At 57.5% G+C, this 18,933-nt stretch carries 23 protein-coding genes; 12 read left to right on the top strand and 11 right to left on the bottom strand.

The genetic code is table 11. The annotated features are described in order from the left end of the window. Positions 1–100: 100 nt before the first annotated feature. The 6 genes from obgE to rpiA all read right to left on the bottom strand — a co-directional run bounded on the left by obgE (position 101) and on the right by rpiA (position 4,014). The gene (gene obgE / locus NE562_RS14915) at positions 101–1,372 is read right to left on the bottom strand and encodes a GTPase ObgE (RefSeq protein WP_280963210.1); all 1,272 of its coding nucleotides are present in this window, start codon (positions 1,370–1,372) and stop codon (positions 101–103) included. A gap of 97 nt (positions 1,373–1,469) precedes the next feature. Beyond that, entirely contained in the window at positions 1,470–1,748 is a 279-nt protein-coding gene (gene rpmA, locus NE562_RS14910) for a 50S ribosomal protein L27 (protein ID WP_280963209.1), read from the bottom strand. Continuing rightward, positions 1,748–2,077 (bottom strand): ribosomal-processing cysteine protease Prp, encoded by a 330-nt coding sequence (locus NE562_RS14905; RefSeq protein WP_280963208.1) that lies wholly within the window; start codon positions 2,075–2,077, stop codon positions 1,748–1,750. The genes rpmA and NE562_RS14905 overlap by 1 nt, the downstream gene beginning before the upstream one ends. Positions 2,078–2,081: 4 nt before the next feature. Beyond that, on the bottom strand, positions 2,082–2,393 hold the full coding sequence (gene rplU, locus NE562_RS14900; protein WP_280963207.1) for a 50S ribosomal protein L21: 312 nt from the start codon (positions 2,391–2,393) through the stop codon (positions 2,082–2,084). Positions 2,394–2,516: 123 nt separating this feature from the next. Further along, positions 2,517–3,272: a hypothetical protein gene (locus tag NE562_RS14895; protein ID WP_280963206.1), complete on the bottom strand. Its 756-nt coding sequence runs from the start codon at positions 3,270–3,272 to the stop codon at positions 2,517–2,519. A gap of 67 nt (positions 3,273–3,339) precedes the next feature. After that, positions 3,340–4,014: a ribose-5-phosphate isomerase RpiA gene (gene rpiA, locus NE562_RS14890; protein WP_280963205.1), complete on the bottom strand. Its 675-nt coding sequence runs from the start codon at positions 4,012–4,014 to the stop codon at positions 3,340–3,342. 296 nt (positions 4,015–4,310) lie between these two features. Between rpiA and NE562_RS14885 the strand changes: the two genes are divergently transcribed. The 5 genes from NE562_RS14885 (at position 4,311) to NE562_RS14865 (ending at position 10,019) form a co-directional block, all read left to right on the top strand. Beyond that, positions 4,311–5,912, top strand: coding sequence for an amidohydrolase (locus NE562_RS14885; protein ID WP_280963204.1), 1,602 nt, complete (start codon positions 4,311–4,313; stop codon positions 5,910–5,912). Positions 5,913–5,950: 38 nt separating this feature from the next. Then, the gene (locus NE562_RS14880; RefSeq protein ID WP_280963203.1) at positions 5,951–7,354 is read left to right on the top strand and encodes a YfcC family protein; all 1,404 of its coding nucleotides are present in this window, start codon (positions 5,951–5,953) and stop codon (positions 7,352–7,354) included. Positions 7,355–7,369: 15 nt separating this feature from the next. Next, positions 7,370–7,807, top strand: coding sequence for an acyl-CoA thioesterase (locus NE562_RS14875; RefSeq protein WP_280963202.1), 438 nt, complete (start codon positions 7,370–7,372; stop codon positions 7,805–7,807). A 13-nt stretch (positions 7,808–7,820) separates the two neighbouring features. Beyond that, positions 7,821–9,011, top strand: a complete 1,191-nt coding sequence (locus NE562_RS14870; RefSeq protein ID WP_280963201.1) for a CaiB/BaiF CoA transferase family protein — start codon at positions 7,821–7,823, stop codon at positions 9,009–9,011. A gap of 123 nt (positions 9,012–9,134) precedes the next feature. Continuing rightward, positions 9,135–10,019, top strand: a complete 885-nt coding sequence (locus NE562_RS14865) for a MerR family transcriptional regulator (protein WP_280963200.1) — start codon at positions 9,135–9,137, stop codon at positions 10,017–10,019. Between the two features lie 77 nt (positions 10,020–10,096). On the opposite strand, the gene NE562_RS14860 is transcribed toward NE562_RS14865, so the two are convergent. Then, a complete protein-coding gene (locus tag NE562_RS14860; RefSeq protein ID WP_280963212.1) occupies positions 10,097–10,285 on the bottom strand; it encodes a helix-turn-helix domain-containing protein in 189 nt (62 codons plus the stop codon). A gap of 87 nt (positions 10,286–10,372) precedes the next feature. On the opposite strand from NE562_RS14860, the gene NE562_RS14855 reads away from it, so the two are divergent. After that, positions 10,373–10,588 (top strand): hypothetical protein, encoded by a 216-nt coding sequence (locus NE562_RS14855; RefSeq protein ID WP_280963199.1) that lies wholly within the window; start codon positions 10,373–10,375, stop codon positions 10,586–10,588. Here NE562_RS14855 and folD read toward each other — a convergent pair. Genes folD through yfmF form a run of 4 tightly spaced genes read right to left on the bottom strand, consistent with a single transcriptional unit; the run spans position 10,583 to position 14,962 of the window. Then, positions 10,583–11,437, bottom strand: a complete 855-nt coding sequence (gene folD, locus NE562_RS14850; RefSeq protein WP_280963198.1) for a bifunctional methylenetetrahydrofolate dehydrogenase/methenyltetrahydrofolate cyclohydrolase FolD — start codon at positions 11,435–11,437, stop codon at positions 10,583–10,585. The two genes, NE562_RS14855 and folD, sit on opposite strands and share 6 nt — an antisense overlap. Further along, positions 11,434–12,387, bottom strand: a complete 954-nt coding sequence (gene lgt, locus NE562_RS14845) for a prolipoprotein diacylglyceryl transferase (RefSeq protein WP_280963197.1) — start codon at positions 12,385–12,387, stop codon at positions 11,434–11,436. The genes folD and lgt overlap by 4 nt, the downstream gene beginning before the upstream one ends. Before the next feature lie 29 nt (positions 12,388–12,416). Beyond that, positions 12,417–13,685, bottom strand: a complete 1,269-nt coding sequence (gene yfmH, locus NE562_RS14840) for an EF-P 5-aminopentanol modification-associated protein YfmH (RefSeq protein WP_280963196.1) — start codon at positions 13,683–13,685, stop codon at positions 12,417–12,419. Beyond that, complete coding sequence (gene yfmF, locus NE562_RS14835) at positions 13,682–14,962, bottom strand: EF-P 5-aminopentanol modification-associated protein YfmF (protein WP_280963195.1); 1,281 nt, start codon at positions 14,960–14,962, stop codon at positions 13,682–13,684. The genes yfmH and yfmF overlap by 4 nt, the downstream gene beginning before the upstream one ends. Before the next feature lie 207 nt (positions 14,963–15,169). On the opposite strand from yfmF, the gene ylxM reads away from it, so the two are divergent. The 6 genes from ylxM (at position 15,170) to trmD (ending at position 18,878) form a co-directional block, all read left to right on the top strand. Continuing rightward, positions 15,170–15,535 carry a YlxM family DNA-binding protein gene (ylxM, locus tag NE562_RS14830; protein ID WP_280963194.1) on the top strand — a complete coding sequence of 122 codons (366 nt, stop codon included), beginning with the start codon at positions 15,170–15,172 and terminating at the stop codon, positions 15,533–15,535. A gap of 11 nt (positions 15,536–15,546) precedes the next feature. Beyond that, positions 15,547–16,908, top strand: a complete 1,362-nt coding sequence (ffh, locus tag NE562_RS14825) for a signal recognition particle protein (RefSeq protein WP_280963193.1) — start codon at positions 15,547–15,549, stop codon at positions 16,906–16,908. A gap of 177 nt (positions 16,909–17,085) precedes the next feature. Then, positions 17,086–17,325 carry a 30S ribosomal protein S16 gene (gene rpsP / locus NE562_RS14820; protein WP_280963192.1) on the top strand — a complete coding sequence of 80 codons (240 nt, stop codon included), beginning with the start codon at positions 17,086–17,088 and terminating at the stop codon, positions 17,323–17,325. Positions 17,326–17,345: 20 nt separating this feature from the next. Further along, complete coding sequence (locus NE562_RS14815) at positions 17,346–17,576, top strand: KH domain-containing protein (protein WP_280963211.1); 231 nt, start codon at positions 17,346–17,348, stop codon at positions 17,574–17,576. A gap of 70 nt (positions 17,577–17,646) precedes the next feature. After that, a complete protein-coding gene (rimM, locus tag NE562_RS14810; protein WP_280963191.1) occupies positions 17,647–18,150 on the top strand; it encodes a ribosome maturation factor RimM in 504 nt (167 codons plus the stop codon). After that, a complete protein-coding gene (trmD, locus tag NE562_RS14805) occupies positions 18,147–18,878 on the top strand; it encodes a tRNA (guanosine(37)-N1)-methyltransferase TrmD (protein WP_280963190.1) in 732 nt (243 codons plus the stop codon). Before rimM ends, trmD begins: the two co-directional genes overlap by 4 nt. Positions 18,879–18,933: the final 55 nt, after the last annotated feature.

The following is an 18,933-nucleotide window of genomic DNA, read 5'->3' as shown; positions in this document are numbered from 1 at the left end:
GAGCGCGTAGTGGTCTTTCACCACCTAGTTATTGCCCATGCCGGGCGCACTCAAAACAACCGCCCTTACCGAGAGTATCCGGTAAGGGCGGTTGCGCTTTTTAATAGACGTACTCAAATTCCATATCGCCAATGACGACGAAATCGCCTTCCTTAACGCCCATTGCTTCGAGCTTTTCATAGACGCCCGCGTTTTTGAGCATGCGGTCCATATACTGGCGGGATTCGTAATCATCCGTGTTGACGGAGGCCATGATTTTGTCGACCCACGCGCCGGATACCACATAGTAATCCTCCACCTGCTCGACGGTCCAGTCGCGCTCGGATACCGTTTCCTCCTCCGGCACGAATTCAGGCTCGTAGCGGAATACCGGCGGCAGCTCGCGAAGCTCGTCCCACGTCAGGCGCATCAGTTCGGTCACGCCCTGACTCGTCGCGGCCGACATTTCGGCAAACTTCAGCCCATGTTCCTCGGCATAGGCGCGCAGCCGGTCGACCGGCGCGCGGTCCTCCCCTAACAAATCGACCTTGTTCGCGACTAATATCTGCGGCCGCGCGGCGAGAAACTCGCTGTAACCCGCAAGTTCCTGATTGATCTTCTCGATATCGTCCAGCGGGTCGCGGCCTTCGCTGCCCGCTACGTCAACCACGTGCAGCAGCAGGCGGCACCGATCGATATGACGGAGAAAATCGTGGCCAAGGCCCGCGCCTTCCGCCGCGCCTTCGATGATGCCGGGGATATCGGCCATGACAAAGGACTGCTCCTCGCCAACCGATACCACGCCCAGATTGGGCACAAGCGTGGTGAAATGATAGTTCGCGATCTTGGGTCTTGCCGCGGAAACCATGGAAAGCAGCGTCGATTTGCCGACATTCGGGAAGCCGATCAGGCCCACATCCGCCAAAAGCTTGAGCTCTAAGATCACATCCAGCTCCACTCCCGGCTGACCGGGCTTGGCGAAACGCGGCGCCTGCCGCGTCGGCGTGGAAAAGTGGGTGTTGCCCCAGCCGCCGTTGCCGCCCTTCGCGGCGACGTACGGCTCGTCATCCGACAGATCGCAGATTACCTGCCCGGTTTTCTGATCGCGCAGCAGCGTGCCGCGCGGCACACGGATCACAAGGCTTTCGCCGTCCTTGCCCTTGCAGCGCTTGCCGCCGCCGTTTTCACCCGCCGCCGCCACGTATTTCTTCTTATAGCGGAAATCCAGCAGTGTGGAAAGGTTATCGTCCACCTGAAAAATCACGCTGCCGCCGCGGCCGCCGTCGCCGCCGTCCGGTCCGCCGGATGCGACATACTTTTCACGGTGAAAGCTTACTTTGCCATCCCCGCCCTTACCGGAAACGATCTTGATCTTTGCTACATCAATAAACATATTTTCCCTCCTTCGGGGGGCTAAAACAAAATCCCAGACCATTAGTCTGGGATTTCATGATCTTTTTCATACGCGCGAAACGCACGTATTTTAATTGTTACTGCGGGTAAACGGAAACCTTCTTGCGGTCCTTGCCCAGTCGTTCAAAACGAACAACGCCGTCTACCTTGGCAAACAGGGTATCGTCGGAACCACGGCCAACGTTGGTACCCGGATGGATCTTCGTGCCACGCTGGCGAACGAGGATATTGCCCGCCGGAACGGCTTGGCCATCCGCGCGCTTGACGCCAAGGCGCTTGGCCTCGGAATCACGGCCGTTCTTGGTCGAGCCAACGCCCTTTTTATGAGCGAAAAACTGTAAACTGATCTTCAGCATTATTCTTGCACCTCCATTACGCTTAAAAACTCTGAATAATTCTGGGTCAGCTCGGTAAAATGCATACGAAGCGCCTGCAAACCGCCCTGTCCGCGTTTGCCATCCTCGCCTTCCGGCAGGGTGATGCGGATATGCGCGCCCTCGTCCTCAATCAGAGTATCGACGGGGATGTGCTGAACGTCAAATAGCAGGGCGTGCGTAAGCATCACCGCGCTTGAAATCGCCGCGCAAACGATGTCCTCTCCGGCTTCCGCGTAGTCCGCGTGACCGAGGATGTCCACCGATCGGATCGACTGATCGGGCGAAATTTGAAAGGTAACGCGTGTCACGGCCTTAGGCCTTGATCGCGCCGATGGTTACCTTGGTGTAAGGCTGTCTGTGGCCCTGACGGCGACGGTAGCCCTTCTTCGGCTTCATCTTGAAGATGTTGATCTTCTTCGCCTTGCCGGTCTTTTCGACCGTGCCGGAAACGGTTGCGCCGGCAACGAAAGGCGCGCCGACGGTCAGGCTGTCGCCTTCCCCTACGGCCAGAACTTCGTCAAAAGTAATGGTGGAGCCGTCCTCGGCACAGAGCTTCTCAACGTAGATCACGTCGCCCTCGGTTACCTTATACTGCTTGCCACCGGTCTTCAGAATTGCGTACATGGGTTTTCCCTCTCTTTCATTATAGAGTCACGCTTGGCGCGGCGGCGGCCCGTTTGGGACGCACTTAACCAAAGCCATCGCACAATGCGGCTTTTAATAGGATAACACGGTTTGTTTGCGCTGTCAAGCACTTTTATTGAACACAGAAGCGACAAAAGCGCTGAAACCCGCGGGCAGGTCGTACTCCGGCCCGGTCGCGGAGCGGTCGGTGCTGACAAAGCCGTGATCGCTCGCGTTCATGCCGATCACCTTGTCGCTGTACAGCACCCAGTAGGTCCAATCAGCCGCCGCGCCGGACGCGGCCTGCTTGTAGCCGTCCGCGTTGTCGCGGAACGCATTGAGCTTGTCCGTCAGATAACCCTCCGGTACCTTGAGGTACTGGTAGCCCGAACCCGTGTTGGAAACGATATAAACACCCTCCGTCAACTGCGGGATCAGGTCCGGCAGGCTTTGCGTGTTCGCGGTCGTCGGATCGGGCACAGACTTCATCACGCCGCTTAGCATGGTCTGATTCTCCTGCGTCAGCGTACCCACCTGCTGCGTCAGCGCGGTTTTTTCATCGCCCAGCTTGGTCAGTTCTTCCTGCAAGCCCTTGGCTTTTCCCCGCTGCCCCATGAACAGCGCGAAAAATAAAACCGCCAGCACAAAACACACCAGCACTGCGATGCAAAGCGCCATGCGATAATTGAGCTTTATCTTTTTCGGCCGCCGCCTGCTGCTATGCGACCGCGACCGCTGCCGGCTTTGCGCCGTCCTGCGGCGTTCCTCCGCCGGCGCCGGGCTGTCCTCGTGCGCCTCCGTCCAAAGGCTATCCTCCGTCGCCCGTCCTATTTCTCCCGTTGTCCAAAGGTCTTCCTCTGGTATCCGTCCGTCTTCCACGCATACACCTCCCGGATAGTGTATCAGCCGCAACCGATCGGCTGCGGCTGATCTTGCTTTACCTGTTTTACTTTGCGGGGTTCTCGATCACCTTTACGCCGTCCTTCGTGCCAACGACCATGCGCTTGCACATATTCAGGAACAGGCCGTGCTCCAGCACGCCCACGATGGTGCCAAGCTTTTGGCGGACATCTTCGATATCGAAGCCCGCGCCAAGGTGCAGATCGGCGATAAAGTTGCCGTTATCGGTAACAAAGGTGCGTCCTTCCTTGACGCGCAGCACCGGATGGAAGCCGAACTCCTCCATCTTCTTCATGGCCTGCTTGGAGCCGTACTGTGCGATTTCAACCGGCAGATGGAACGCGCCGATCTGATCGACGAGTTTGGATTCGTCCATGATCCAGATCACCTCGTCCGCCAGCGTCGCCACGACCTTTTCGCGGTACAAAGCGCCGCCGCCGCCCTTTATGGCGCTGAACTGCGGGTCGATCTCGTCCACGCCGTCGATCGCCAGATCGATATGATCGACCTCGTCGATGGTCAGCAGCGGGATACCGAGTTCGCAGGCCTGCGCTTCGGTGGCCTTGGAGGTCGGGATCGCCTTTAGCTTCATGCCGTTTTTAACCAATTCGCCCACCGCGTTGACGAGGTGGAACGCGGTAGAGCCGGTACCCAGACCAAGCACCATGCCGTCCTTTACATATTCGGCGGCTTTGTCGCCCGCCATTTTCTTCATATCCATAACACATTGTCCTCCCCTGAAGTTGGTACTTCCATTATAAGTGCAACCACGCAAAAGGTCAATCCTTTCTCAGCGGTTCTCCCCCGTATGGGCGGTCTCAAAATGGTAACGGCGCCCTATTTCTCACGCACGGCGGCTGCAAGCTCTGCCCGCTGGATGCTGTGTGCAAGATTTTCCATAAAATTTTTTAGGCAACCGTCTTGCAACTCCCGTTACCGGAGACTTTATAATGAAAATAAGGATAAGCAAGCCGTATGAAGGTCAGGTATTGCCATAGTAAGCGGGGAGGGATTCAGATGCAGGCAGATTTGATTTTAAAAAACGGACAAGTGATCACGGTTGATCCACAGGACACAGTCGTTTCCGCAGTTGCGGCGGCCGGCAATAAAATCATCTGCGTCGGTTCGGATGAGGAGGTGCTTTCATATTCCGGACCGGAAACACGGGTAATCGATCTACAAGGGCGCAGCCTTGTGCCCGGTTTTATCGACGCGCACATCCACACCGGCATCACCGGGCTGACTTATAACTCGCGCGAGACCGACTGCGGTCCCGATCGCGCGCAAACGATCGGCGATATCCGCGAGATCATACGCCGCGCCGCCGCGCACACGCCGAAAGGAACGCTGATCCGCTCCTTTAACTACAACCACAACTATTTAAAGGAGGGACGCCACCCCACCAGATGGGATCTTGACGAGGCCGCTCCCGATCACCCGGTTCTGATGACGCACGCTTCCTTTCACTTTTCCGTTGCCAACTCCATGGCATTGCGGATGGCCGGTATCACAAACGAAACGCCCGACCCCGAAGGCGGCGTATTTGAACGCCGCGACGGCGAGCTGACCGGCCTCGCAATCGACAATGCGCACGGCATGCTGTACGGCGCGTTCCCCTTTACCGAGGAGGAGATGCGTCAAGGCCTGCTGACCATAGACCGGGCATTTTTAGAAAACGGTATAACCTCGGTGCAGGATGCGGGCGCGAACACCAACTTCATCAAAACGCTGATCGAGCTGGGGAACCGGCAAATGCTGAAAACGCGGTACTATTTTATGCTGTTTTCCTTTTTCAACAACAAGGATTACATTTCCCGTCTGTTTGATCTGGGATTGCACACGGGCTTGGGCGACGACCGCGTGCGCATGGGGCCGTTTAAGATCATGCTGGATGGCAGCAGCATCTGCGGCACGGTCGCGATGAAAAAGCCCTATCACGGAAACCCCAACACCCAAGGCACGCTGACCATGAACCAAGAAGAGCTGAACGACTATGTGCTTCGCGCGCACCGGCAGGGTTATCAGGTCGCGTGCCACGCAATCGGGGACCTTGCGATCGAAATGATCATAAACGCCTACGAACACGCGCAAACCATATTTCCGCGGCCGGATTGCCGCCACCGTATTGAACACTGTACGTTCCCCGACGCCGCGTTGATCGACCGCATAGCGCGAAATCATATTGTGGTAAACACGATCCCGCAATGTGTGTACTCTTCGGGAGACGCGTACATCCGCCAATATGGCGACCGCATGCGTTACGGTTACGCGCAGCAGGCGTTCATCAAGGCCGGCGTGGTATCCGCATTCAGCTCGGATTCTCCCATCGCGCCGATCGACCCGATGCAGGGGCTATATTCCGCGTGCAACCGCATCACCTATGCGGGGGCCGAGGCGTGGCGCGAAGAAGAAGTCTCGATGCTGCAGGCGATCCGCATGTATACGCGAAACGGCGCTTATCTCAGCTTTGACGAAAACAAGAAAGGCAGCCTAGAGCCGGGCAAGCTCGCCGACTTTGCCGTACTCAGCGAGCCCATATTAGACACGCCGATCGAGCGCGTGCGCGATATTCGGGTAGATATGACCGTGGTGGACGGCGAAATTTGCTACGAACGATAAGGAAGGACGGACAATCGAATATCGGGGAGGGATAAAAGATGAAAGAATCCAACACAAAAGCGAAAAAACGCCTCCGCATGCCGCATGTACTTGCGCTTCTTGTCATAATGATCCTGATCGCTACCGTTGCCACATGGTTTATCCCCGCCGGCCAATTCGACCGGGAGATCAACGAAGCCGGCCGATCGGTCGTGGTCGCGGGGAGCTATCACACAGTCGAATCCAACCCGGCTTCTCTGTGGGACGCCTTTGGCTCCATCATCGCGGGTCTCATCGCGTCGGCGCAAATCGTGTTCACGGTATTCATTATCGGCGGCGCGTTCCACGTGCTGCAATCCGCCGATATCGTGCAGGCCTTTCTGGGAAAGATTGTACGTGTTTTCCGCAAGCGGGATTGGCTGCTGATCTGCCTTGTCATGGTGCTTCTTTCGACAATGTGCACCTTTATCGGTCTGTTTGAGCTTTCACTCGTCATTATTCCGATCATGATCCCGGTTTGTCTCGCGCTTGGGCTGGATTCTATGACTGCCGTCGGTCTGACGTTGGTCTCCAGCGTTTGCGGCTTTGCGGTAGGCATCACCAATCCGTTTACCGTGGTAGTCGCGCAGGGCATAGGGCAGATGCCCCTGTATTCGGGCACATGGTTCCGCGCCATCTGTCTCGTGCTGTTTACGGCGGCGGGTGTTATCTATGTACTGCGGTACTCCCGTAAAATCAAACGCGCGCCGCAGTCGAGCATCATGTACGACCGGGATCAGGCGTATATCCGTACCATGGGGCTGAATGAGGAACACCCCATGACGCGCCGCAAGATGTGGGCGGGCATTGCCTTTGTCGTTTGTTTTCTAGTGCTGGTGTTCGGCGCGCTCAAGTGGAGTTGGGGACTCAACGAGATCGCCACGATCTTTGTGATCGCATCCATTTTGGTCGGTTTTATCTCCGGCATGAGCGTGGACAGCCTGTGTCAAAGCTTTATTAAGGGTTTGGAGACCTTTGTTCTGGCGGCTTTTGCCGTCGGCTTTGCGCGCGGCATCACGGTCGTGCTAGAGCAGGGACTAATCATTGACACGATCGTCAATTCGCTCGCCACGCTCATTGCCAATGTGCCCAGTCAAATTTCCGCGGTGACCATGATGTTCGTTCAGTTGTTTTTCAACTTTCTGGTGCCGTCCGGTTCGGGTCAGGCGACCATCATGATGCCGATCATGCTGCCGCTTTCCGACCTTGTCGGCATCACGCGGCAGACCGCGATCATCGCGTTTCAGTTTGGCGACGGATTTTCCAATATACTTTGGCCGACCATGGGTGCGCTTTGGGCTTGTATCGGCGCGGCAAAAATCAAATTTAACGAATGGGTGCGGTGGCTGCTGCCGCTGATCGTCATTTGGTACGCCATGGGCGCGGTCGTGGTTTTCGTTGCACAGTCCATCAGTTTGGCATAAGGAGGAGCGATAAGTATGCTGGGACAAAAGGTTGTGCTCCGCGTGCGCATGGGCGAGCAGGATGCACACTACGCGGGCGGTCTTGTCGACGGCGCGCATATGCTGCGCTATTTCGGAGATGTCGCCACCGAGCTTGCAATCCGCATGGATGGAGATGAAGCATTGTTTCGCACCTATGAACACATTGATTTTTTGGCGCCTGTTTACGCCGGTGATTTTCTTGAGTTCCATGGTTGGCTAGAACAGGTTGGGCGCACTTCTCACCGCATGGCGTTTGAAGCATACAAAGTGATCGAACCCGCACGCGACGATTCGCTAGAGCCTTCGGCCGCCAATGTTTTAGATCCGCCGCTTCTGGTTGGCCGGGCGGAAGGCGTGTGCGTCACGCCCAAGGTCTGTCAGCGCGGCGCGCAGGATGCGGCCTTTGCCGGACTGCGGCAGCCATCAAAATAGAGGAGGTGTTGGCATGCGTTCTCTGGAGGGAGTCCGGGTGCTCGATCTGACGCAAGCTTATAGCGGCCCGTTCTGCACCATGCATCTCGCCGACCACGGCGCGGAAGTAATCAAAGTGGAACTGCCCGGCACAGGCGATCAATCCCGTACCTGGGCGCCGTTCAAGAATGGATACAGCGGTTATTACGCCTATATCAACCGCAACAAGCAAGGGATCACCCTGAACCTGAAAACCGCGGAAGGGCGGGCCGTCTTGAAAGAATTGGTTCAAAAAAGCGATGTGCTTTGTGAAAATTTCCGTGTTGGCACGATGGAAAAGCTCGGACTTGACTACCCGGCGCTCTGTCAGCTCAACCCAAGGCTAATTTATGGTTCGATATCCGGCTTTGGGCTGGACGGCGCTCTGGCCCCCCGTCCGTGCTACGATATTGTGGCGCAGGCGATGAGCGGCATGATGGACGTCACCGGTTTTCCCGATCAGGCGTGTGTCAAAACCGGTCCGTCGATCGGCGATAATTACTCGGGTACCTATCTCGCCCTCGGTATCGTTATGGCGCTTTTTCAACGCGAACGTACCGGCAAGGGGCAGCGGCTCGATGTATCCATGCTTGATTCGCTGTTCTCCGTCATGGAAAACTTCATCATTCAATACACCATCACGGGCGCAACGCCCCGCCGCCGGGGCAATATCGATCCCGGCATCGCTCCGTTCGACTGTTACCCCGCAAGCGACGGCAGCTTTGTCCTCGGCTGCGGCACCGACCGGTTTTGGCGCAGTCTCTGCGAACTAATGGACCGCCGCGATCTGCTGTCCGATCCGCGCTATCAGACTAACGCGCTGCGGTGTGAAAATTATCTGCCTGATTTGAAAAACGCGGTGTGCGGCTGGACCCGGCGGCACACCATGGAGGAATTGGAACGCATGGTAACGGCGGCGGGCATTCCCTGTAGCCGCATTTATACCGTAGCCGAAGCCGCCGATCAAGACCAGATCGCCCGGCGCCACATGCTCTGGAAGGTGCAAGACCCCGGCATTGGCGAAGCCATCGACATCCCCGGCACGCCCATCAAAATGCACGGGCAGCCTGATGCGCCCAGATGCGCGGCGCCAACGCTCGGGCAGGATACCAGCCGTATCCTGCGCTCCCTGCTTGGCTACAGCGAGGAAAAACTCCGTACACTGGCAGCCTGCGGTGCGATTTAAGTAAAAACACCCTATCTCTTTGATTAAACGGGATCGCGGAAGTAGCTTCCGCGATCCCGTTTGCTTGACAAGACAATTTGTTTGGTAGTATTATAAAAGCACCCAAAGAGGAGGGCAACCGCTATGGACACACGAAAAACCTATTCCATCGGCAACCTTTCCCTGCTATGCAGCGTACCGATCAAAACGCTGCACTATTACGATGAAATCGGTCTGCTTATTCCGGCCTACCGCAGCGGCCCGGGCGGTTACCGCTATTACGACGAAAAGCAGGCCCACACGTTGCTTAAGATCAAACGCCTGAAAATGCTTGGTTTTTCTTTAAAAGAGATCACGGAGCTGGTGCACAGCGATAATACAGAATTGCTTGAGCAATGTGTTTCGCGCCGGCTGGACGAAATGGCGGATAAGATCCGGCAAATGCAGGACCGCTACACCGAGGGACAGCACTTTCTAGACCGTCTGCGGCAGGGCAACAGCATTATCGGCAGTTTGGACGAAGAGCTTGCGTCCCTGCTCCGTGCGGACGGCGCGGGCGAAGAGATCATTTTGGAGGATGTGCCCGAAGTAAACATTGTTTTCACGCGCAAAATGCTTACCAATTATCAGAATGAGAAGGTAAATATCGCCCGATGGGCCGAAATCCTGAATCTGGCGGAGACCCACCGCGCCGTGCCCGTCGGCGCCATTCATATCACCTATCACAATAATGTGTTGGCACAATTCTTTATGCAGGAATGTGATTATGAGGTGCATGTACAGGTCGCCCATCCCAAAGCCCTGCCGGAATTTAAAAGCTACGGCGGATTTCTAGCCGCCACCACCTATCACGTCGGCGGCTACAACACAATCATCGACGCTCATTTGCGCACCATGCGCTGGGTCTATGAAAACGATTATCAGGTGGCTGGCAATGTTACGGAAGAATTCATCATTTCGCCCCTTGATACCACCGATGAGAGCAAATATTTGACCCGTATCATCATACCGATCGACAAAAAGGACTGATCGCCTGAATTTTCAGGCGGTCAGTCCTTTTTTGGTTATATCATGGCATCTTCGCCGTGCGGCGGTATTGGGCCCCCCTACTTAAGGCCGAGGATTTCATCGGCGGATAGATCGAGCAGCTTGCAAATCTGAATCAACATATCAACAGTCAGCTTGCGTCTATGCATCTCGTAATGTCCATATGTAGTCGTACCCATACCCAGCATTGTACTAAACTGCCGTTGGGAAATGCCTTTTTGTTCTCGCGTTTTACGAATGATCTCCATATAATCCATAAAATTAGCCTCAGCATGTTGACTCTAATTTAGAGTCATGTTACAATAACTTTAAATTAGAGTCAAGGAGTGATTTTTATGTACTCATTTTTCAGCCGCTATTACACATCCGTTCATCAAGTCAAAGATCCGAGCGAATGGCTGGCGCTGTGCGCCTGCGAAGCGGACCGCCACAGGATGCTGGATCTGATCGACGAGGACAACGCCCGCATACGGGGCGAAGCAAGGCAGTGCTTTCTGGACGGTATACAGCTTGGCGCGCTGATCCGCTGTCAGGAGCCGGACGGGCTATGACAGCCCGTGCAGCACCTTCGCGGCCCTCAGTGTGTTTTTCATCAGCATCGTGATGGTCATGGGGCCGACGCCGCCGGGAACCGGCGTCATGAACGCCGCTTTTTCAAACACGGCGGGGTCCACGTCGCCGCAGACCTTGCCTTCGGCATTGCGGTTCATGCCCACATCGATCACCGTCGCGCCTTCCTTCACCATATCCGGCGTGACGAACGCGGCCTTGCCCACGGCGGCGACCAGTATGTCCGCGCGGCGGCAAACCTCCGCCAAGTCCTTGGTGCGGCTGTGGCAGACGGTCACCGTGCCGTGCTTGTGCAGCAGCAGCATGCTCATCGGCTTGCCGACGATATTCGACCGGCCAACCACCACGCATTCCTTGCCCTTGGGGTCGACGCCGTACTCAGCGAGCAGCTCCATCACACCGGCTGGGGTGCAGGGCACAAAATCAAAATTGCCCACCATGATTTTGCCCACGTTGACCGGGTGGAACGCGTCGACGTCCTTGCGCGGGTCGATCGCGTCGATCACCGCCTGCTCCGAAATATGCTTCGGCACCGGCATTTGGCACAGAATGCCCGAAATCTGCGGGCTTTCATTTAACTGGGCGATCAGGCCCAGCAGTTCGTCCTGTGTGGTCTCCTCGGGCAACGCGTATTTTTCGCTGTAAAAGCCGCATTCCGCGCAGGCCTTTTCCTTATTGCGCACATAAATCTCGCTCGCGGGGTCGTTGCCGACGATGATGACCGCCAGCCCGGGCGTTACGCCCTTTTGCTTCAGCGCCTCGGTCTCCGCCAAGATCTGGCCGCGCACCTTTGCGGAAAGCGCCTTGCCGTCCATTTTTACTGCACTCATTTGTCGTTGTCCTCCTTCGGCGTCGGTTTTGGGTCGGGCTCGCCCGCGGGCGAGGGGGCTTGCTCGGGCAGGGGCGCGGCCTCATTTTCGGGCGTGGGCTCCGCCTTTGCGGCCGCCGGGGCGGCAGGCGCGGGGCCTGCCGCGGACACGGGCGGCTGATAAAACGCTTTTGCTACCTTAATGCGGCTATACTGCCGCACCAGCACGAATATAGCAATCAAACTGCTGACAATCGCCAGCACCTGCGACACGCGCAGGTCGCCAAGGTACAGGCTATCCGTTCTAAGGCCTTCGATCCACGCGCGGCCCAGACCGTACCACATCACATAAAGCAGCGCGATTTCCCCCGAGAATTTGCGCTTTTTCGAGTAGAAATGCAGCACGATAAAGCCGAGCAGGTTCCAGAACGATTCATAGAAAAAGGTCGGGTGCACGGGCGCGGCGCCGTCGATCGACATGCCCCACGGCAGGTTTGTCGGCCCGCCGTGCGCTTCGGCGTTGACGAAATTGCCCCAGCGGCCAATGCATTGGCCGATCAGCAAGCCGACCGCCGCCATGTCGCACAGGCCGGTAAAGGATATCTTTTTAAACCGGCTGTAGGCAAACAGGCCGATCAGAATACCGATCACCGAGCCGTAAACCGCGATGCCGCCGTTCCGGATGTTGATGATCTCGCTCAAATGGTTTTTATAATAATCCCATTCAAACGCCACAAAGTAGATGCGCGCGCAGACGATGCCCGCGGGCACGCAGATAAGCAGGCAATCGATCAGGTTGTCCGACGTATAGCCGAATTGCTTGGCGCGCGCGTTCAAATACATTGCGCCCAGCAAAAAGCCGATGCAGATGATGATACCGTACCAATAGATCGGCTTACCGAAAACCGTAAAGGCCACCCGGTTGAGATCGAAAGCGATCCCCAAGCCGGGAAATGAGATAGCGTGTTCCATGAATGTCTTCCTTTTCTTTTTGTCTGGGCTTATGCTTCCGCCGGTTCCACGACCGACATGGAGGAATGGTCGTTCCGCGCCCAGCGGGCCACCATCGTCTGGATATCGGACGCTTCAATGGTATCAAACAACGCGGCAAAGTCGAGATAATCCTCGCCGCCGAACATCGCGCCGACCTGCATGCGGGCCAGCTCCTCCGGATCGTCCAGCACGCGCAGGTGCAGGCCGTAAACGGCTTTTTTCATCCGCTCGAACAGCGGTTTGTCCACACCCTCGCGGGCAATGCGGCGCACCTCCGCTTCGATCGCCGCGCGGGCCGCTTCCGGGTCGCGGCTTTCGCCGCCCATGAGCGCGACCGCGCCCTCGGGAATCAGCGAATACTCGGTCTCAAAGTAGCGGTTGATCAGGCGCTTTGCGTACAGGTCGCTGTAAAGCGGCGCGGTATCGCCGCACAGCACGCGCACGGCCAGTTCGCCAAGCAGCGCGCGGCGCAGCTTGCTTTCGCCGGGCGCGAGCGGTTCATCCTTAAAGCCAAGCAAAAACTGCGGCTGGGAAACCTGCATTTTGCGGGTGACTAGGCTTTTTGCGACGGTATCGCGCCGTTCGCCGTAATGCCGCTCACCGATGCGGGTGGGCACGCGGGGCGACAGACGCTCCGCCGCGCGGCAAACCTGTTCAAAATCCGCCGCGCCGCAAACGACCAGCGCCATATTGGACGGGCTGTAAAACGCTTTATGACAGGTAAACAGAAGTTCCGGCGTGATATGCGAAATGCTTTCCACGCTGCCCGCGATGGAAACGCGGACCGGATGCTCGTGGAACAGTCCCTCGAACAGGCCGACATAGGCCTGCCAGCCGGGCGTGTCCTCCATCATTCCGATCTCCTGCCCGATGATGCCGCGTTCCTTTTCGACGTTCTCCTCGGTAAAATAAGGGGTGAACACGAAGGAGAGCAGGATATCAAGGTTTTGCTCAAACCGCTCGGTGCAGGAGAAATGGTAGGCGGTCATGGTCTGGCTGGTGAATGCGTTCGGGCTCGCGCCCGTGACAGAGAACTTTTGCAGGGCGTTGCCGTCCTTGTCCTCAAACATTTTATGCTCTAAAAAGTGGGCCACGCCGGCGGGCGTGTCATAGCGCGTGCCGTCCAGCGTAAAGGACGCGTCCACCGAACCGAAATCGGTCGCGAGCACGGCAAAGGTCTTTGAAAACCCTTCCTTTGGAATATAGGCGATGCGCAGGCCGTTTTCCAGCGTGCGGCATTCGATCTTTTCGTGCAGCAATGCGTACTGCTTGCTCATCCTGCCACCCCCTTCATAAAGTACACGGTATCGAGCTGCGTGGCCTGCGCCGCCGCGACGATCTCGTCGCGCGTGACGGTGTCCAGACGGCCGATGCGTTCCTCGGGCGCAAGCATGGTGCCCGCCACGGCCTGCTGCAGCCAGTAGCGTTCCAGCTGTATGGGTTCGTCCAGCATGGCGCGCCACGCGCCCGCAAGGGTCTTGCGGGCGGAATCGATCTCCGCGTCCGTGATGTCGCCTTCGCGGCAAAGCGTCAGCTGGCGCAGGATCTCGTCGCGCGCTACCTCAAACTTATCGTTTTCAATGCCGGAGTTGACCAGCATCACGCCCTTCAGGCTGGCAAACTGCGCGCTCGCATAGTAGCAGAGCGAAAGCTTTTCGCGCACGTTCAAAAACAGCTTGGAGCTGGTCGAACCGCCGTAAAGCGTTTGGAACATCCAGTACACGACCGGATCGCCGCCCAGCAGGCTCGCGCCGCCCGTGCGGAAGCCTAGGGAAAGCTTGCCCTGTGTGACCGGCTGTTCCTCCACAACTTCGCGGGCTTCGCCCTGCGGCGCGGCGATCACCTTGGTCTCGGGCACGTAAAAGCTCTGCTCGCGCCGGTGCGGCAGCGCTTTTGCAAACAGCGCCTCGACCACGTCCGGCTGCATGGTGCCGCAGTAGAACAGTTCGATCCGGGCCTCGCTCAGCGCGCGCTGATAGGCCGCGTACAACTTGGTCTCCGTGATGCGGTCGGCCTGCTCGGCCGTGCCGAGGGCGGACTGCCCGTAAGCTTCGTCCGCGCACATTAGCTCGGTCAACCGCTTCGGCGCGTACGAACGCGGGTCGTTCTTCTGCGCCGCGATGCGGTCCTTCAAGTTGTCCCGCTCGCCCGCGGTATAGTCCGCGTCAAACGCGCCATCCTTAATATAAGGATCATACAGCAGCTCGGTCAGCAGGTCGATGGCCTTGCCGGTCAGCCCGTCCGCGCCCTTCGCGTACGCCTCGTCGATCACATCGGACAAAAAGCCGACGACCAGCGTTTCGCCTTCCTTGCGCACGGTCGCTTCGATGCGCGCGCCGTACAGCTCGTCCAGCGCCTGCCCAAGCTGGCGCAGGTCGGTCAGCCGCTTCGTGCCGCGCCGCAGCACGTGCGGCAGCACCGCGCGGAGCGCCGCGTCCGGCCCGCCGAGGGGCAGCAGCAGTGCCGCCCGGATGACAGACCGTTTGAACTTGGGCGTGGTCACGCAGGTAAGGCTTACCCCGGCGCCCAATTTTTTTCTCGTCACCTGTTGCATAATTTGCCTCGCTTCCGGAGAAATTTTTCCATGTGAAATATTATATCATTAAATGAATAAGCGCGCAATCTTTTCGGTGTGTTCACTAAAACTACAAAGTTTCACGCCTGTACAGTAATTTTCCCTTGACAAGGGGCAAATTATACGGTATGATAATCACGTTCGATGTAAAGGCAATTCGCTTTACACACATAAGGAGGCCGGGCCATGAAGGGCAAACCGCTGGAAATGAGCCTGCTGTACGATTTTTACGGCGACATGCTCACCGGCAAGCAGCGCGAGCTGTTCGACCTCTATTATAACGAAGATTTATCCCTGACCGAGATCGCCGAGCACGCGGGCATCACCCGCCAAGGCGTGCGGGACGCGGTAAAACGCGCCGAGCACACGCTTGCCGAAACCGAACGGCGGCTTGGTCTGGTCGCCCGCTACGGCGATACCGAGCGGCGCGCCGCCGCGCTGCGGCACGAGGCCGCGGCACTGACGGAACTTAACCAAAACCAGCTGCACAGCGAAGCGCTCGGCGAGATCGCCGCCCGTCTGACGCAGCTGATCGACGAGCTTTCGACTTAAAGGAGGCTTCTATGGCTTTTGAAGGCCTGACCGAAAAAATATCCTCCGCTTTTAAACACCTGAAAAGCAAGGGCCGCCTGACCGAGGCGGACGTGAAAGAGGCCATGCGCGAGATTCGTCTCGCCCTGCTCGAGGCCGACGTCAACTTTAAGGTCGCGAAGGATTTCATCAAAGCGGTCACCGAAAAGGCGACCGACGCCGAGATACTGGAAAGCCTTTCCCCCGCGCAGCAGGTCATCAAGATTGTCAATGAAGAGCTGACCGCGCTGCTCGGCGGGCAAAACACCCGCCTCACCATATCGCCCAACCCGCCCACCATCGTGATGATGGCCGGCTTACAGGGCGCTGGCAAGACCACCAACTGCGCCAAGCTCGCGGGCCTGCTGCGCAAGCAGCAGCAGCGCCGCCCGCTTCTCGTCGCGTGCGACGTATACCGTCCCGCCGCGATCGAACAGCTCAAGGTCGTGGGCCGTCAGCTCGATATCACCGTGTTTGACGAAGGGCAAGGCGACCCGGTCGAAATCGCCAAGCACGGCATCGATTTTGCCAAGAAAAACGGCTACGACCTTGTTTTTCTCGATACCGCGGGCCGTCTGCACATCGATGAAAAGCTGATGGACGAGCTGAAGAACATCAAAGCCACTGTCAAGCCGACCGAGATCATCCTCGTCGTCGACGCGATGACCGGTCAGGACGCGGTCACCGTATCGCAAACGTTCAACGAAGCGCTCGGCGTGGACGGCGTGCTGATGAGCAAAATGGACGGCGACGCACGCGGCGGCGCCGCGCTTTCGGTAAAAGCCGTCACCGGCAAGCCGATCAAATTTATCGGCACGGGCGAGAAGCTTTCGGATATCGAGCCGTTCCACCCGGACCGCATGGCGTCCCGTATCCTCGGCATGGGCGACGTGCTCACGCTGATCGAAAAAGCGCAGCAGACCTTCGACCAGAAGCAGGCGGCAGAGACCGCCCGCAAAATGGCCACCGGCCGCCTGACGCTGACCGACTTTTTAAGCCAGCTGCAACAGATGAAAAACATGGGCTCGATGGAGGAAATGCTCGGCATGCTGCCGGGCGTGGACGCAAAAGCCCTCGCCGGCGCACAGATCGACGAAAAGCAGATGGCCCGCACCGAGGCTATCATCCAATCCATGACCCCCAAAGAGAGGGATAATCCCTCGGTTATCAACTTTTCGCGCAAAAAACGCATTGCGAAGGGCTGCGGCCAAACCGTGGAGGAAGTCAACAAGCTTCTCAAGCAGTTTGAAGCCATGCAAAAGATGACCCGCCAGCTTACCGGCATGGCGCGCGGCAAGGGCAAGAAAAAGCGCCGCGGCTTTGGGGGCTTCGGCGGCATGAAGCTACCGTTCTAACGTATCCTGTCATCCTGAGCGCAGCGAGGGATCTCGCGCGAACGCGCGAAACCTTACGGCCCCGATCGCGCGTTCGCGCGGGATTCTTCGGGCTACACCCTCAGAATGACAAATACCATCCGTTGCTTGTAAAATTATTTTACAATAGAGAATTGTTCTATGGGAGGTGAAACAAAGATGGTAAAGATTAGACTGCGCCGCCTCGGCGCTAAGAAGGCTCCGTTCTACCGCATCGTCGTAGCGGACTCCCGCTACCCGCGCGATGGCCGCTTCATCGAGGAGCTCGGCACCTACAATCCGCTGAACCACCCGGCTGAAATCCAGGTGAACGCTGAACGCGCTCAGGAATGGATCGGCAAGGGCGCTCAGCCGACCGATACCGTTCGCGGCATCCTGAAGAAAGCCGGCGTGCTGTAAGAATGAGTGAGGTTGTCGAAATGAAAGAGCTACTCAGCTACATTGTGAAGAATCTGGTTTCCGAGCCGGATGCGATTGCCATTACCGAAGAGATCGACGGCGACAATGTGACCTATTCCCTGCGCGTAGCGCCCGGGGACATGGGCCGCGTTATCGGTCGCCACGGCCGCATCGCCAAGGAAATCCGCACACTCATGAAAGCGGCAGGCAATCGTGAAAACAAGCGCGTCACTGTCGACATTGTCGACTAAAAGCGCCCTTAAAAGACCTGTTCATTTATTTGACAGGTCTTTTTTCTATCATTTTCGGAGGAAACAACCTATGCAGAAACAATTTTTAGAGGCGGGCAAGATCGTGGGCACGCACGGCGTAAGGGGCGATCTGCGCGTGCAGTCTTGGTGCGACAGCCCCGAAACGCTGTGCGAGTTCGACACGCTCTATTTCGAGGATAAGACCAAGGTGACGGTCAAGCGCGCGCAAGTGCACAAAAATATCGTGCTGCTGCACCTGTCCGGCGTCGATACGCTCGAGGCGGCGGAGGCGCTCAAAAACCGCGTGCTGCTGCTGGACCGCGAGGACGCTGAACTGCCCGAGGATCTGGTCTTCATTCAAGATATTCTGGGCTTTACCGTTGCGGATACCCGCACCGGCAAGACCGTGGGCCGTCTGCGCGACGTTATCACGACGGGTCCCGCGCACGATCTGTACGAGATTACGGGCGAGGACGGACAAATGGTTTATATCCCCGCCGCAAAGCCCTTTTTGCAGTCCATCGATATGGAAAAAGGCGTTATTTATATCGAATCCATCGAGGGTCTGCTATGAAGATCGATATCATGACCCTGTTCCCCGAAATGATCGAAGCCGTGATGCGCGAAAGCATCATCGGCCGCGCGCAGGAAAAGGGGCTTGTTTCGGTATCCGCCACGAACATACGCGATTACGCGCTCGACAAGCACCATAAAGCGGACGACGCCCCCTACGGCGGCGGCCGCGGACAGGTGATGCTGGCCGAGCCGCTCTTCCTGTGTCACGAAGCGCTTTGCGCGGGCGGGCAGGTGCATACGGTGTTTCTTTCCGCGCAGGGCCGTCCGTTTGACCAAGCCAAAGCGCGCGAATTGCTTGCGCGCGAGCATGTGATCTTGGTCTGCGGCCATTATGAAGGCGTGGACCAGCGTTTTATCGACGCCTGCGTGGACGAGGAGATCTCCATTGGCGATTTTGTGCTGACCGGCGGCGAGATCCCCGCCATGGCCGTGGCGGACGCGGTGTGCCGCATGGTGCCGGGCGTGTTGCCGGATGAAGAGGCCTTTACCGCCGAAAGCCATTGGGCGGGGCTGCTGGAGCATCCGCACTACACCCGCCCGGAGAACTGGCGGGGCAGACCGGTACCCGATATTCTTCTTTCCGGGCACCACGCCAATATAGAGGCATGGCGGCGCGAAATGTCGCTTCGCCGCACCAAGCAGGACCGCCCCGACCTATTCGCCCATTTTACCCCCCGCGATAAGACCGACCAAAAGCTGCTCCGCCGCATTGAAGAGGACGAGTAGGAGCCGCACTTTGTTCATTCGTCAGAAAAGCGTCCTGCAACCAAGGTTGCAGAAC

This window comes from Butyricicoccus faecihominis (genome assembly GCF_024462775.1).
Lineage (GTDB): Bacteria > Bacillota > Clostridia > Oscillospirales > Butyricicoccaceae > Agathobaculum > Agathobaculum faecihominis_A.
Note: the sequence above shows the minus strand (reverse complement) of the source record. Positions and strands in the feature narration are given on the sequence as shown.